Origin of the sequence: Streptomyces sp. D2-8 (assembly GCF_023184515.1) — a bacterium.
Taxonomy (GTDB): domain Bacteria; phylum Actinomycetota; class Actinomycetes; order Streptomycetales; family Streptomycetaceae; genus Streptomyces.
In genome coordinates, this window is record NZ_JAAHBP010000017.1 from 146,079 (window position 1) to 160,810 (window position 14,732).

Annotated in this window: 12 protein-coding genes; 1 reads left to right on the forward strand and 11 read right to left on the reverse strand. The window is 70.1% G+C overall.

The window, feature by feature from the left end; translation table 11 throughout:
* Nucleotides 1-234: 234 nt before the first annotated feature.
* From G3I77_RS26925 to G3I77_RS26935, 3 genes are all read right to left on the reverse strand, one after another.
* Nucleotides 235-1,533 (reverse strand): extracellular solute-binding protein, encoded by a 1,299-nt coding sequence (locus tag G3I77_RS26925; RefSeq protein ID WP_248507900.1) that lies wholly within the window; start codon nt 1,531-1,533, stop codon nt 235-237.
* Nucleotides 1,534-1,744: 211 nt separating this feature from the next.
* Complete coding sequence (locus tag G3I77_RS26930; protein WP_104788937.1) at nt 1,745-2,026, reverse strand: DUF3039 domain-containing protein; 282 nt, start codon at nt 2,024-2,026, stop codon at nt 1,745-1,747.
* A gap of 29 nt (nt 2,027-2,055) precedes the next feature.
* Entirely contained in the window at nt 2,056-2,628 is a 573-nt protein-coding gene (locus G3I77_RS26935; RefSeq protein ID WP_248507958.1) for a YqgE/AlgH family protein, read from the reverse strand.
* Between the two features lie 252 nt (nt 2,629-2,880).
* Here G3I77_RS26935 and murA point away from each other — a divergent pair, with 252 nt between their 5' ends.
* The gene (murA, locus tag G3I77_RS26940; RefSeq protein WP_248507901.1) at nt 2,881-4,221 is read left to right on the forward strand and encodes a UDP-N-acetylglucosamine 1-carboxyvinyltransferase; all 1,341 of its coding nucleotides are present in this window, start codon (nt 2,881-2,883) and stop codon (nt 4,219-4,221) included.
* Nucleotides 4,222-4,521: 300 nt separating this feature from the next.
* Here murA and G3I77_RS26945 read toward each other — a convergent pair whose 3' ends face one another.
* The 8 genes from G3I77_RS26945 to G3I77_RS26980 form a co-directional block, all read right to left on the reverse strand.
* Complete coding sequence (locus tag G3I77_RS26945) at nt 4,522-4,803, reverse strand: HU family DNA-binding protein (RefSeq protein ID WP_003990598.1); 282 nt, start codon at nt 4,801-4,803, stop codon at nt 4,522-4,524.
* Between the two features lie 340 nt (nt 4,804-5,143).
* The gene (locus tag G3I77_RS26950; RefSeq protein ID WP_248507902.1) at nt 5,144-6,577 is read right to left on the reverse strand and encodes an NAD-dependent malic enzyme; all 1,434 of its coding nucleotides are present in this window, start codon (nt 6,575-6,577) and stop codon (nt 5,144-5,146) included.
* 333 nt (nt 6,578-6,910) lie between these two features.
* Nucleotides 6,911-9,208 carry a UvrD-helicase domain-containing protein gene (locus G3I77_RS26955; RefSeq protein ID WP_248507903.1) on the reverse strand — a complete coding sequence of 766 codons (2,298 nt, stop codon included), beginning with the start codon at nt 9,206-9,208 and terminating at the stop codon, nt 6,911-6,913.
* A 126-nt stretch (nt 9,209-9,334) separates the two neighbouring features.
* Nucleotides 9,335-10,165: an anti-sigma factor gene (locus G3I77_RS26960; protein WP_282573987.1), complete on the reverse strand. Its 831-nt coding sequence runs from the start codon at nt 10,163-10,165 to the stop codon at nt 9,335-9,337.
* Nucleotides 10,165-10,686, reverse strand: a complete 522-nt coding sequence (locus tag G3I77_RS26965; protein ID WP_010039908.1) for a sigma-70 family RNA polymerase sigma factor — start codon at nt 10,684-10,686, stop codon at nt 10,165-10,167. The genes G3I77_RS26960 and G3I77_RS26965 overlap by 1 nt, the downstream gene beginning before the upstream one ends.
* 352 nt (nt 10,687-11,038) lie before the next feature.
* A complete protein-coding gene (locus G3I77_RS26970) occupies nt 11,039-11,632 on the reverse strand; it encodes an ABATE domain-containing protein (protein ID WP_248507904.1) in 594 nt (197 codons plus the stop codon).
* 328 nt (nt 11,633-11,960) lie between these two features.
* Nucleotides 11,961-13,112: a uroporphyrinogen-III synthase gene (locus G3I77_RS26975; protein ID WP_248507905.1), complete on the reverse strand. Its 1,152-nt coding sequence runs from the start codon at nt 13,110-13,112 to the stop codon at nt 11,961-11,963.
* Between the two features lie 117 nt (nt 13,113-13,229).
* Nucleotides 13,230-14,615: a NarK/NasA family nitrate transporter gene (locus tag G3I77_RS26980; RefSeq protein ID WP_248507906.1), complete on the reverse strand. Its 1,386-nt coding sequence runs from the start codon at nt 14,613-14,615 to the stop codon at nt 13,230-13,232.
* Between the last annotated feature and the right edge of the window lie 117 nt (nt 14,616-14,732).

Below are 14,732 nucleotides of genomic sequence, written 5' to 3' on the forward strand. Positions count from 1 at the left end.
ACGCGGTGGCGCTCCCCGAGGCGGATGCCGGGGCGTTTGCGGGACGGCTGCCGTGCGGTCGGCGTGCGGCTTGTGCCGGGGCCGTCCCCGCGGGGGCGGCTCCCCCCACGCACCTCTCAGGCGGGTCCGCACCGGTCTCACCCGCGTCGCTCCCGGCCGGTCCGCCCCCCGCCGAAGCCCCCGCGGCCCCGATCGGGTCGACACCCGCCGCATCCGTGCGGTCGTTCACCGCGCTCACCCCGCGGAGCCGAACGCGGTGTTCATCTTCTTCGCGGCGTCCTCGGAGGCCTTCGCGACGTCCTTCTTGCCGCTGATGACCTCCTGGAACATCGTCGGCAGGACGAGCGAGGAGTCGATCTGGGCCCAGGCGGGTGAGGCGGGGACGAACTTGGTGCCGGCCGAGAGCGTCTGCACGAAGGGCTTCACGAACGGCTCCTCGGTCGCGACCCGCTGCCGTACGTCCGTGTAGGTCGGCAGGAAGCCCATCGCGCCGAAGAGTTCGGTCTGTGTCTTCTTCGAGGCGAGCTGTTCCATCAGCTCGACGGCGAGCGTGCGGTGCGAGGTGCTCTTCAGGACGCCGATGTTGTTGCCACCGGCGAAGGCGGGCGCGATCGAGCCGGGCTTCACACCCGGCAGCGGGACGACGGCGTACTTGCCCTTGACCTTCCCGGCCTCGACGGCGGTGTGGCTGAAGTCGCCGCCGATCGCCATCCCGGCCTTCCCGGCGGCGAAGGCGGAGATCGTGTCGTTGCCGCCCATGCCCGCGCACTTGGCGGCCGGACAGTTGTCGTCGCCGAAGAGGGAGGCGTACGCCTCGATTCCCTTGCGGGCCTCGGGGCTGTCGATGCCGGAGGCGTACGAGCCGCCCTTGCCGCTCGCGAGTTCACCGCCGTTGGCCCATACGAACGGCATCGCGCCGTAGGTGTAGGCGCCGCCGACCACCAGCCCGTAGAGGTCGGGCTTCGCGGCGCGGATCGCGCGGGCGGTGGAGGCCAGTTCGTCCATCGTCTTCGGGGCCTTCAGACCCAGCTCCTCGAAGACGTCCGTGCGGTAGTACAGGGCGCGGACGCCGACATAGAACGGGGCGCCGTACATCTTGCCGTCCACCGTCACCGACTGTTTCGCCGTCGGGTCGGTGTCCTTCGCCTCGCTCCAGTCGCCGAACTCCTCCGTGACGTCGAGGAGTCCGCCGTCCTTCACATAGCCGGCCGTGTCGGTGTTGCCGTACTCCATCACGTCGGGCGCGGAGGCGGGGTCGTTGAAGGCGGCTTTGACGCGCTGGGCGCGGGTCTCGACGGGGATGTACTCGACGTCGACCTCGGTGCCCTTGTGGGCCTTCTCGAATCCGGCGACGACGGAGTCGACGACCTTCTCCTTGGGGTCGTTGCCGACCTCCCGGAAGAGCCACACGCGCAGCGTGCCGGTCTTCTCGTCCTTGTCGGAGGAGGAGTTCGAGGAGGTCTGGGGCGCGCAGGCGGTGGCCAGGAGAGCGGCGAGCGCGGTGAGTCCGGCAATACGGACGGACAGCTTCATGGAGTGCTCCTCCGAGGGAGTGTTGCAACATGCGCAATGACGGTTTCGCTGTGCACAACACTTCGGAGGCTAGGGACTGCATGAACACGCCCACAAGAGGTCTCAACCACTCTGTGACCGGCAGACGCACCCCGTGCAACGCCCGGACAGCACAAAAGCCCCCAGGGCGCGCAAAACGCACCCTGGGGGCCTCACGCCCCGCGGGCCGGGCCTACTTGTCGCCCTTGCCGTTGTCGTCGTCGCCGGAGCTCATGGACTCGTAGATCTCCTTGCACATGGGACACACGGGGTACTTCTTCGGGTCACGGCCCGGCACCCACACCTTGCCGCACAGCGCCACGACGGGTGTGCCGTCGAGGGCGCTCGCCATGATCTTGTCCTTCTGGACGTAATGGGCGAAGCGCTCGTGGTCACCGTCACCATGCGAGGTCTGCGGCGTCGGCTCTACGAGGGTCCCCGTACCAGTCCCGCGCTCGGGCTCGAGAGTGCTCATAGAGCCAAGGGTACTGAAGCTCACACGCATCAGTTGAGCGAAGGGTCGTCCGGGTACGTCGCCACCATCGCCAGCTCGCTGCGCTGGCGGCGCAGCACCTCGCGCCAGAGCCGCTCGGGAGACGGGGACGACACGTCACCGGGCTCCGATTCGACGACGTACCACGCGCCGTCCACCAGCTCGTCCTCCAGCTGGCCAGGGCCCCAGCCGGCGTACCCGGCGAAGATGCGCAGGGAGCCGAGGGCGGAGGCCAGCAGCTCCGGCGGGGCCTCCAGATCGACCAGGCCGATCGCGCCGTGCACCCGGCGCCACCCCAGCGGGGCGGCCTCGCCGGACGCGCCGCCGGGGACGACCGCGACACCGAGGGCCGAGTCCAGCGACACCGGACCGCCCTGGAACACCACACCCGGTTCCACGGCGAGATCCCCCCAGCCCTCCAGGATGTCGGCCACGCCCACCGGGGTGGGGCGATTGAGGACGACACCGAGGGAGCCCTCCTCGTCGTGGTCGAGGAGCAGCACCACCGCGCGGTCGAAGTTCGGGTCCGCCAGGGCGGGGGTGGCCACGAGCAACCGCCCTGTGAGCGAGGACACCTCGGTCATGGCAGACATGATCCCGCATTCTCCCTTCGCGTGGGGAGGCAATGCGGGACCGGGAGGGCACGCAGCTCAGGGCGCAGTGAAGCGTCCCACGCGCACGAAAGCGACCGTGACCCCATGTGCCCGGAACGGAACGGTTCGTGTTGTGACAGAGCTATGACGTGGCTGGGTCCGACTCAGGCATACAGAAGGGGGGTGGTGGGCGATTACCCTTTCCCTCCTGGCCCCTGCCCGACTCCATGGAACGCGAGATTCATGACCGTCAACGACGATGTCCTGCTTGTCCACGGCGGAACCCCGCTGGAGGGCGAGATCCGTGTCCGCGGTGCGAAGAACCTCGTACCGAAGGCCATGGTCGCAGCGCTGCTGGGCAGCGCTCCGAGCCGGCTGCGCAATGTTCCGGACATCCGCGATGTCCGGGTCGTACGGGGTCTGCTGCAGCTGCACGGTGTGACGGTCCGTCCGGGTGACGAGCCCGGCGAACTGGTGATGGATCCGACGCGCGTGGAGAGCGCGAACGTCGCTGACATCGATGCCCACGCGGGTTCGAGCCGTATCCCGATCCTGTTCTGCGGACCGCTGCTGCACCGCCTCGGCCACGCGTTCATCCCCGGTCTCGGCGGCTGCGACATCGGCGGCCGGCCGATCGACTTCCACTTCGACGTGCTGCGTCAGTTCGGCGCGCGCATCGAGAAGCGGGACGACGGGCAGTACCTGGAGGCACCGCAGCGGCTGCGCGGCACGAAGATCCGGCTGCCGTACCCGTCCGTCGGCGCGACCGAGCAGGTGCTGCTGACGGCGGTCCTCGCGGAGGGCGTCACGGAGCTGTCCAACGCGGCCGTCGAGCCGGAGATCGAGGACCTCATCTGCGTGCTGCAGAAGATGGGCGCGATCATCGCCATGGACACCGACCGGACGATCCGCATCACCGGTGTCGACAAACTCGGCGGCTACAACCACCACGCCCTGTCGGACCGGCTGGAGGCCGCGTCCTGGGCGTCGGCGGCGCTGGCGACCGAGGGCAACGTCTACGTCCGCGGCGCACAGCAGCGCTCGATGATGACGTTCCTGAACACCTACCGGAAGGTGGGGGGTGCCTTCGAGATCGACGACGAGGGCATCCGCTTCTGGCACCCCGGCGGCCAGCTGAAGTCCATCGCGCTGGAGACGGACGTGCACCCCGGCTTCCAGACCGACTGGCAGCAGCCGCTGGTGGTGGCCCTGACCCAGGCCACGGGCCTGTCCATCGTCCACGAGACGGTCTACGAGTCCCGCCTCGGCTTCACGTCCGCCCTGAACCAGATGGGCGCGCACATCCAGCTCTACCGCGAGTGCCTGGGCGGCTCCGACTGCCGCTTCGGCCAGCGCAACTTCCTCCACTCGGCCGTCGTCTCGGGCCCGACCAGGCTCCAGGGCGCGGACCTGGTCATCCCCGACCTCCGCGGCGGCTTCTCGTACCTGATCGCGGCCCTGGCGGCGCAGGGGACGTCCCGCGTCCACGGCATCGGCCTCATCAACCGCGGCTACGAGAACTTCATGGAGAAGCTCATGGAACTCGGCGCAAAGGTCGAGCTGCCGGGCAAGGCGCTCGGCTGATCCGGCTTCAGCGGCCACGCCCGTCCGGCTGGGGGTCCGGGGGTCATCCCCCGGGCAAGCACAGCATGGAGAAGCTCATGGAGCTCGGCGCGAAGGTCGAGCTGCCGGGCAAGGCGCTCGGCTGATCCGGCCTCAGCGGCCACGCCCGTCCGGCTGGGGGCCCGGGGGTCATCCCCCGGGCAAGGCTCTCGGGTAGCGGCGCGTGCAGTGACGCCAAAGGGGCGGCCACCCGGTTCGGGTGGCCGCCCCTTTGATGTCACTCACTGTGGTTCGTACACCGTCGGCGTACGAACGGCAGGGTTACTTGCCCTTGGCCGCTTCCTTGAGCTTCGAGCCCGCGGAGACCTTCACGCTGTAACCGGCGGGGATCTGGATGGGCTCGCCGGTCTGCGGGTTGCGGGCGGTGCGAGCGGCACGGTGGGTGCGCTCGAAGGTCAGGAAGCCGGGGATGGTGACCTTCTCGTCGCCCTTGGAGACGATGTCGCCGACGACGTCGGCGAACGCGGCCAGCACGGCGTCGGCGTCCTTGCGAGTCACCTCGGCGCGGTCGGCCAGCGCGGCCACCAGCTCACTGCGGTTCATGTTGTTACTCCCGTGTTCATCTTGCCGTTGAGGCGTCAGATCGAAGCCGATGCTGCCAGGGTCCTCGATGAGTCCCCGGACCCGGGTCCGTCGTCAGACCCTCGCGCCCAGGGACGCATCCTGCCCCTACCTGCGGCGGGAAAGCCAATCCGGCACCCGCTGGAGTCGTGAGAACACCCTTGGGGAGTCACACGAAAAGAGGGCCTGAGCCTGGCGCCACGATAGCTCCGCTGCTGACAGGGTTCTTGCGACGCGCCGGGTTCCAGGCTGCCGTGGGGTTACTCACAGTCCCGAGGGACGGCACCCCCGGGCCCCCGCGGGGGCCCGGACGGCCTCGGCCTCAGACGCCGGACGGGCTGCCCGCCGCCGCGCCGACCGCCTTGGCGGCCTCCCGCACGGCGCCGGCGACCGCGCCCGCGACCTTGTCGTTGAAGACGCTCGGAATGATGTAGTTCGGGTTCAGCTCGTCCTCGGTCACCACGTCCGCCAGGGCCTTCGCGGCGGCCAGCATCATCTCGGTGTTGACCGTCCGGGACTGCGCGTCCAGCAGACCGCGGAAGACACCCGGGAAGACCAGCACGTTGTTGATCTGGTTCGGGAAGTCCGAGCGGCCGGTGGCGACAACGGCCGCGGTCTGGCGGGCGATTGCCGGGTCGACCTCGGGGTCCGGGTTCGCAAGCGCGAACACGATCGCGCCGTCGGCCATGGCGGCCACGTCGTCACCGTCGAGGACGTTCGGGGCCGAGACGCCGATGAAGACCTCGGCGCCCCGCACGGCCTCCTTGAGGGTGCCCGTGAGGCCCTCGGGGTTGGTGTTGTCGGCGATCCAGCGCAGCGCCGAGTCCGGCGCGGCGTCCACCAGGTCCTCGCGGCCCGCGTGCACGACGCCGTGGATGTCGGCGACGACGGCGTTCTTGACGCCCGCGGCGAGCAGCAGCTTCAGGATGGCCGTACCGGCCGCGCCGGCGCCGGACATGACGACGCGGATGTTCTCGATCGCCTTGCCGGTCACGCGCAGTGCGTTCGTCAGGGCGGCGAGGACGACGATCGCGGTGCCGTGCTGGTCGTCGTGGAAGACGGGGATGTCGAGGGCCTCGCGCAGCCGGGCCTCGATCTCGAAGCAGCGCGGGGCGGAGATGTCCTCGAGGTTGATGCCCGCGAAGCCCGGGGCGATCGCCTTGACGATCTCGACGATCGCGTCGGTGTCCTGGGTGTCGAGGCAGATCGGCCAGGCGTCGATACCGGCGAACCGCTTGAAGAGGGCCGCCTTGCCCTCCATGACGGGCAGCGCGGCCTTGGGGCCGATGTTGCCCAGGCCCAGCACGGCGGAGCCGTCCGTCACGACCGCAACGGAGTTGCGCTTGATGGTGAGGCGGCGGGCGTCCTCGGGGTTCTCGGCGATCGCCATGCAGACGCGGGCCACACCCGGCGTGTAGACCATGGACAGGTCGTCACGGTTGCGGATGGGGTGCTTGGACGCCATCTCGATCTTGCCGCCGAGGTGCATGAGGAAGGTCCGGTCCGAGACCTTGCCCAGCGTGACGCCCTCGATGCCGCGGAGTTCCTCCACGATCTCGTCCGCGTGCGCGGTCGACGACGCCGCGATGGTGACGTCGATACGGAGCTTCTCGTGGCCGGATGCGGTGACGTCGAGGCCGGTCACCGAGCCTCCGGAGGACTCCACGGCGGTGGTGAGCTGCGAGACGGCGGTTCCGCTCGCGGGCACCTCCAGCCGGACCGTCATCGAGTAGGAGACGCTGGGCGCCGTTGCCATGGCCGACTTCCTCTGCTTTCACCTGACGCTGATTTGTGCCGTCCGATCGTCGCACCTACCGCTGAGTAGCAGGTAGCCACCCTCGATTGCGAACGTTTTGTTCGCGGAATGGGCCAGCAAAAAGAGACCCACGTCACGTGGACGTGGGTCTCTTCCTCAAGTTGAGTGGCACCGGCCCGCCATGCTCGCCTCGCGGCAAGTGGTCGCTCGTAGCGACGAAGGTTGGGCCCGGGGGCTTGGATCGGGCCGGTGCCACGTCCAGGCTAACAAACAGATCCCGTAAGGCCATTCCCGTACCGGTAGTTCATTTCGCCGACAAGTGGGTATCGGGCCTCAGTCCCTGAGCAGGTCCGGAACTCCCGCCGCGTCGGGCTCGTCCCGGTCGGCCGAGACGACCGTGAGCTGCTGGGTGGCCCGGGTCAGTGCGACATAGAGGACGCGCAGACCGGCCGGGGACTCGTCGGCGATCTCCGCCGGGGAGACCACGACCGTCGCGTCGTACTCCAGGCCCTTCGCCTCCAGGCTGCCGAGGGCCACGACCCGGTCGCCGAGTCCGGCGAGCCAGCGGCGGGCCTCCTCGCGGCGCTGCATGGCGACGACCACGCCGACCGTGCCGTCGACGCGCTCCAGCAGCCGGGCCGCCTCGTCGCGGACGGTCGCGCCCAGCGTGTCCGCCACGACGGTGAAGCGGGGTTCGACGCCGGTGGAGCGGACCGCCTTCGGCGACACGGAGCCGGGCATGGCGAGGGCGAGGACCTTCGAGGCGAGCTCGGCGATCTCGGCCGGGTTGCGGTAGTTCACCGTGAGTTCGAAGCGGCGGCGGGGGCGGGTGCCGAGCGCCTCGTCACGGGCCTGGGCGGCCTCGTCCGGGTCGGACCAGGAGGACTGGGCCGGGTCGCCGACGACCGTCCAGGTGGCGTGCCGGCCGCGGCGGCCGACCATGCGCCACTGCATCGGGGTGAGGTCCTGGGCCTCGTCGACGATGACGTGGGCGTACTCGACACGCTCCTGCGCGAGGCGCTCGGCGCGCTCGCGCTGCGACTCCTCGCGCACCGGCATCAGCTCCTCCAGGCCGGTGAGCTGGTCGAGCGGGTCGAGTTCGCGCCTCTTGCGGGGGCGGGCCGGGGCGCCGAGGACGGCCTGGAGCTCGTCGAGCAGGGCGATGTCGTGCACCGAGCGGCCCTCGCGCTTCAGGGAGCGGGCGACCTTGCGGACCTCGCCGGGATTGAGGATCCGCCGGGCCCAGCGGCCGAGGCGCCGTTCGTCGGCCATGGCGTCCAGGACGGCCCCCGGGGGCAGCTCCGGCCACCAGGCGTCGAGGAACGCGATGAAGGCGTCCTCGGAGGTGATGTCCTCGTCGAAGGAGGAGCGCAGCTCGGCCGCGAGCTCGGGGTCGGAGTGCCGGCCGGCCGCGCCGGACTGCTCCCACAGGGCGTCCAGGAGGAGCTTGCGGGCGCGGGGGCGCAGCAGGTTCACGGGGGCGGTGCCGCCGAGGGCGGCGCGGCGGATGCCGTCGAGTTCCCGGGCCTCCAGCTCCAGGCGGCGGCCGAAGGCGACCACGCGCAGCCGGGCCGGTGGATCGTTCAGCTCCAGGGCGCCGCGCGCGGCCTTCCGCAGCACCTTCAGCATGCGGGAGGAGCCCTTGGCGCGGGCCACGGCCGGGGAGTCGTAGAGCGTGGCCTCACTGCCCTCGACCAGGGAGCCGATGGCGCGGATGGCGACCTGGCCCTCCTCGCCGAGGGAGGGCAGCACGCCCTCGGTGTAGGCGACGAGCAGCGGGGTCGGCGAGACGATCAGGATGCCGCCGGCGTAGCGGCGCCGGTCCTGGTAGAGGAGGTAGGCGGCGCGGTGCAGGGCGACGGCGGTCTTGCCGGTACCGGGGCCGCCCTCGACGTAGGTCACGGAGGCGGCGGGGGCGCGGATGACCAGGTCCTGCTCGGCCTGGATGGAGGCGACGATGTCGCGCATGGTGTGGCTGCGGGCCTGGCCGAGCGCGGCCATCAGGGCGCCGTCGCCGATGACGGGCAGTTCGTCGCCGTCGAGGTACGCCGTCAGCTCGGGGCGCATCAGGTCGTCCTCGACGCCCAGCACCCGGCGGCCCTTGGAGCGGATGACGCGGCGGCGGACGACGCGGCCGGGGTCGACCGGGGTGGAGCGGTAGAAGGGGGCGGCCGCCGGGGCCCGCCAGTCGATGACCAGCGGTGCGTAGTCCTGGTCGAGGACGCCGATGCGGCCGATGTGCAGGGTCTCGGCGATGTCGGCGGTGTTGTCGGGGCGTACGGCCCCCTCCGCCGGCTCGATCGCGGTGTACGCCCCGTCGGGGCCCTTCTTGCCGTCCTTGCCGGTCAGCAGGTCGATGCGGCCGAAGAGGAAGTCCTCGAACTCGTTGTTCAGCCGGCTGAGGTGGATGCCCGCGCGGAAGACCTGCGCGTCCCGCTCGGCGAGTGCGCCCGGGGTGCCGACCTGGCCGCGCCGGGCCGCGTCCTGCATGAGGAACTCCGCCTCGTGGATCTTCTCCTCGAGGCGCCGGTACACCCGGTCCAGGTGTTCCTGTTCGACGCGGATCTCCCGGTCACGAACCGAGTCGTGCACCGAATCGACCGCGCCATGTCTCTGAGCCTGAACGGCCACCGGGCCCCCTTCTGACGTGCTGGGCAGCCGTCAACCGTACGCGAAGGGGACCCCCGGAAGCTACGGGCTGGCGGGCAGGCGCGGGACCTGTTGCCCCAATGGCGCCTGCCGGACGGCCGAACAGTCCTACGCGTCGACCTCGACCAGCCGCTTGCCCTCGAAGGTCACGACCTCGAAGTGGTCGATCTCGTTCGGCTCGAAGGCGGCGCCGCCCTGGACGTAGAGGGGTTCCTTGGCCTTGTCGGACTTGGCGTCCGGGAGGCCGTAGCCCCACTCCGGGACGGACCAGGAGGACAGGGTCTCGCGCTCGCCGTTCTTGCCGACCGCGACGAGGGCGCACTTGAGCGGGCCCTTGACGTTCTTGAGCTCGGTGACCACGCCCGTCCCCCAGTCCTTCTTCTGGAGGGCGACCGTCGCGGTGACCTTGGTGCTCGGGTCGGTGGCGGAGATCTTGTCGGAGATGCCCTCGAAGGCCGCCTTGGCGGGGCTCGCCGCGAGGGGTCGGTTCTCCGCACCGCCGCCGCCGTCGCCGCCGTTCGTCGCGACCGCGACGAAGGGGCCGCCGATGATCAGCGCGCCGGCCGCGGCCACCATGTAGAAGCTGCGGCGGCGCTTCTGGGCGCGGCGGTCGGCGACCTCGTCGACCAGCTTCTCCACCACGCGCGGCCGGGGCTTCGCGGACAGCGACTCGCCGATCGCGGGTGTGCTGCCGGAGCCGGGCAGATCGGCGAGGGCGGCGAGCATCGGCTCCATGCCGGCCAGTTCGTCGAGCTGCTGGGCGCACCATTCGCAGGTCGCGAGGTGGGCCTCGAAAGCGGTCGCTTCGGCGTCGTCGAGGATGCCGAGGGCGTAGGCGCCGACGGTCTCGTGCTCGTTCGGCACCGGAGATCCCTGCATGGGTCCAGACATACCCATGCCTCCCGTACCGAACCCCTGGTTTCCCCCGTAAACACTCATCACGCCGTCACCCCCCGCTCCTCCAGTGCCAGCTTCATCGAACGCAGGGCGTAGAAGACCCTGGAGCGGACGGTTCCGCTGGGTATGCCCAGGGTCTCGGCCGCCTCATTGACGGTACGCCCCTTGAAGTACGTCTCGACGAGCACCTCCCGGTGGGCGGGGGTCAGGTCGTCGAGTGCGTCCGAGAGAGTCATCAGCCACAGCGCCTTGTCGATCTCGTCCTCCGCGGGGATGACCTCCAGCGGCGACGGGTCGACCTCCTGCGGCCGGGCCTGCCGACTGCGGTGGCCGTCGATGACGATGCGCCGGGCGACCGTCACCAGCCAGGGGCGTACCGATCCGGTCGCTCTGTTGAGCTGACCGGCGTTCTTCCAGGCACGGATGAGCGTCTCCTGCACGACGTCCTCGGCGCGCTGCCGGTCTCCGGCGACCAGGCGCAGGACATACGCAAGCAGGGGTCCGGCGTGTTCGCGATAGAGCGCACGCATCAGCTCCTCATCGGGTTCCGAGGGCTGGGACATGCGATGTCGGGCCCTCGGTGCACGTTCATTGGCCACGACGGAATCCTTGCGCACGCCCACCTCCGGTGTCCGGGGGTTCCCCCAGTCGGTCGCTCCACATGCCGTACGGACGCGAGCGGTTGGGCGTTCAAACAGACCCGACAGATTTCCTCGAGATGACGTGACGAGCTGGACATGGGGTCACATTCCCACCCCGCGTTCTTTACATTTCCGCCACATCGGCATGATCAAGCCAGGCCTTTCCTACGGTGGCGTAGGTAAACGGCGTGTAATCGAAATCACTTCGACAGTGCGGTCGCAGAAGTCGCATTTAGGACAGGGGAATTGAATGCAGCGACCACTCAAATCCGTTTCAGGCACGGGCGAGTGCCGCGCGGCGACGATGCCGGGCGACGCGTTCGCGGTTCCCGCAGACCTCACTGGAGCACCAGCGCCTCCTGCGTCCCCGGGACGTGTCGAGGTACACGATGGGGCAGTTGTCGCCTTCGCACTGGCGCAGGGCCGCGCGGGCGACGGGGTCGGTCAGCAGGTCCACGGCGTCCCGGGCGACGGCCGCGAGCAGGGCTGCGCAGCCGGGTGGGCCGTCCAACCGCCGCAGAAGCTGGCCGTCTTCGCCGCGGACCGCGCGCGGGGCCGGGGGCGCGGTGCGGGCCAGGTCGTTGACGCGGGCGAGGGCGAGGTCGTACGTCGCGACTCCGGGTCTCGGCCGGCTGCGCACCAACCGGTCGACCTGGGCGCGCAGTTCGCGGAAGGAGAGCAGCCAGCCGGTGTCGGCGTGGGTCAGGGCGGTGTCCGCCGGGACGAGTCCGGAGCCGGTGATCCATGCGCGCAGCACGTCGACGGAGTCGAGCCGCTCCTCCGGGTGCGTGGTGGAGAGCAGATCCAGGCAGATCCGCCCGGCATCGAACCGCAGCTCGTACGGGGCCGTGGCCGTACCCAGTGCCATGTGCCTGTCACCGCCTAGGGGTTCACCCCGGTCGCGAGGCCTTCGGTGAGACGCCAGTGAGAGGGCCGGTAAACCGTTCCCTCCTACAGTGCCTGCCCGCTACGGCGCCGGAAACCCCTCACACACGCCTCGACGCGACGGACGGCCGGAGGGAACACGCCTTCAGGCCACGCAAGCGCGGCCGCGTGGTCGTGGTGACCCGACCCAGCGGCCGAGCCGGCCGTCACGCCCAGCAACCATCACACTCCGGCCGGACCCCAAGGAGCATCCCGTTCTGGTTGTGGGGCGGCGGGCGGGTGGCGGGTTTTGGCTCAACCTCCGGGCGGGCTCACGCGTCTGCGTACTTCGTTTCCGCCGTCGGGTCCAGGGCCAGGCGGTAGCCCCGCTTGACCACCGTCTGGATCAGCTTCGGCGTGCCGAGGGCCGTGCGGAGGCGGGCCATGGCGGTCTCCACCGCGTGTTCGTCGCGGCCGGAGCCGGGGAGGGCGCGCAGGAGGTCCGCGCGGGCGACGACCCAGCCGGGGCGTCGGGACAGGGCGCGCAGGAGGGACATGCCGGCGGGCGGGACCGGTTTGAGGTCGCCGTCGACCAGGACGGCGTGGCCGCGGATCTCCACGCGGTGCCCGGCGACGGGCAGGGTACGGGCCCGCGCGGGGAGTTCCTGGCAGAGCAGCTGGACCAGGGGGCCGAGCCGGAAGCGTTCGGGCTGGATCGTGTCGATGCCGCGGGACTGCAGGGGCAGGGCGGTGACCGGGCCCACGCAGGCCGGCAGGACGTCATGGCTCAGAGCCGCCAGGACCTCGTCGAGCAGGCCGCGGTCCTTCGCCCGGGAGAGGAGGGAGGCCGCGGCCGGGGCACTGGTGAAGGTGACCGCGTCCAGGGCCCGGGAGACCGTCGCGTCCAGCAGACGGTCGACCGGCGTGATGTCCTCCGGCGGCATCCAGCGGTAGACGGGCACCCCGAGCACCTCGGCCCCGCCCGCCCGCAGCGCCTCCACGAACCCGGGCAGCGGCTCACCGTGCAGCTGGATCGCGATCCGCAGACCGTCGACGCCCTCCTCCAGCAGCCGGTCCAGCACCTCCGCCATGGACTCCGACGACGGCGACCACTCCTCCGTCAGCCCGGCGGCCCGGACCGCGCCCTTGACCTTCGGCCCGCGCGCCATGATCCGTACGCTGCCCAGCCGCGACAGCAGCTCCTCCCCCAGCCCCCAGCCGTCGGCGGCCTCGACCCAGCCCCGGAAGCCGATCGCGGTCGTGGCCACGACGATGTCCGGTACCTGCTCGATGATCTCCTTCGTCGCGGCCAGCAACTCGCTGTCGTCGGCGAGCGGCACGATCCGCAGGGCAGGGGCGTGCAGGACGGCGGCACCGCGTCGCTGCAGCAGCACCCCGAGCTCATCGGCCCGGCGCGCGGCCGTCACACCCACGGTGAAACCCGCCAGGGGTCCGTGGTCCGGTCGCTGTTCTTCCTCGTACATGGCTCTCGTCCCGCACTCGAGTCGTCGTACTTCGTGGGTACGGCGTACCTACATGCCGATCGAGCCTGTCAACGGCTCGTGACAGGCCCGGATCGGCGTGATGTCGCTGGTGTTACGTCACACCTCGGCGTAGCTGAGCTGCGGCTTCGCCTCCGAGGTCGCCGTGGTGACGGGTACCCGGGGAGCCGTACGGCGAAGGTATACGGCCCATGTGACCGCGAAGCAGACCGCGTAGAAGGCGAGGAAGGCGACGAAGGCCCCGGTGCCCGAGCCGTAGGAGAGGAAGGACTGGCGGAAGGCGAGGTTGATGCCGACACCGCCGAGCGCGCCCACCGCGCCGATCAGGCCCATGGAGGCGCCGGAGAGGCGACGCCCGTAGGAAGCGGCCGCTTCACCCTTCATCCCCTTGGCGACGGCCTTCGCCTGGAAGATGCCGGGGATCATCTTGTACGTCGACCCGTTGCCGATGCCGGTGAGGACGAACAGCACCACGAACGCGACGGTGAACAGCGCCAGGGACTTCTCCATGCTGGCGGAGATGAGGACGGCGGTCGCCGCGCCCATACCGACGTAGTTCCACAGCGTGATCTTCGCGCCGCCGTACTTGTCGGCCATCCAGCCGCCCAGGGGCCGGATCAGCGAGCCGAGGAGCGGACCGATGAAGGTGACGTACGCCGCCTCCAGCGGGGTGCGTCCGAACTGGTTCGTCAGCACCTGCCCGAAGGCGAAGCTGTATCCGATGAACGATCCGAAGGTGCCGATGTAGAGGAAGGACATGATCCAGGTGTGCGCGTCCTTCGCGGCGTCCTTGGCGGCACCGGTGTCGTTCTTGACGTGCTCGAGGTTGTCCATGAAGAGCGCGGCGAGAACGGCGGCCACGACGATCAGCGGGATGTAGATCCCGAGCAGCACGCGAGGGCCGCCGCTGGCGCCGATGATCGCGAGCGCGATGAGCTGGATGACCGGCACGCCGATGTTGCCGCCGCCGGCGTTGAGGCCGAGGGCCCACCCCTTCTTCCGCAGCGGGAAGAAGGCGTTGATGTTGGTCATGGAGGAGGCGAAGTTGCCGCCACCGATACCGGCGAGCAGGCCGACGAGCAGGAAGGTGGAGAAGGAGGTGCCCGGCTCCATCACGGCGAACGCGGCGACGGTCGGGATCAGCAGGAGGCCCGCGGAGATGATCGTCCAGTTCCGTCCGCCGAAGATCGCCACGGCGAAGGTGTAGGGGACGCGGACGACGGCGCCGACCAGCGTGACCATCGAGGTCAGCATGAACTTGTCGGCCGGGGTCAGCCCGTACTCCGGGCCCATGAACAGCACCAGGACGGACCACAGGGTCCAGATCGAGAAGCCGATGTGCTCGGACAGCACCGAGAAGAAGAGGTTTCGGCGCGCGACCTTCTCCCCTGTCTCCTTCCAGAACGTCTCGTTCTCCGGATCCCAGTGCCGGATCCAGCGTCCGCCCCTGCTCGAGGGTGCGGGTGCCGTGCCAGGGCCTGTCATGACGCCTCCACTGTGCTCCGGGGCTCGGTCGTACTTCGACTGACTGATCCCGAAGGTAGGGATGGCGCGTTTCCTGCCTGTGGCACCGGGTGACCGCGAGGGAACTTTGCTCTCACC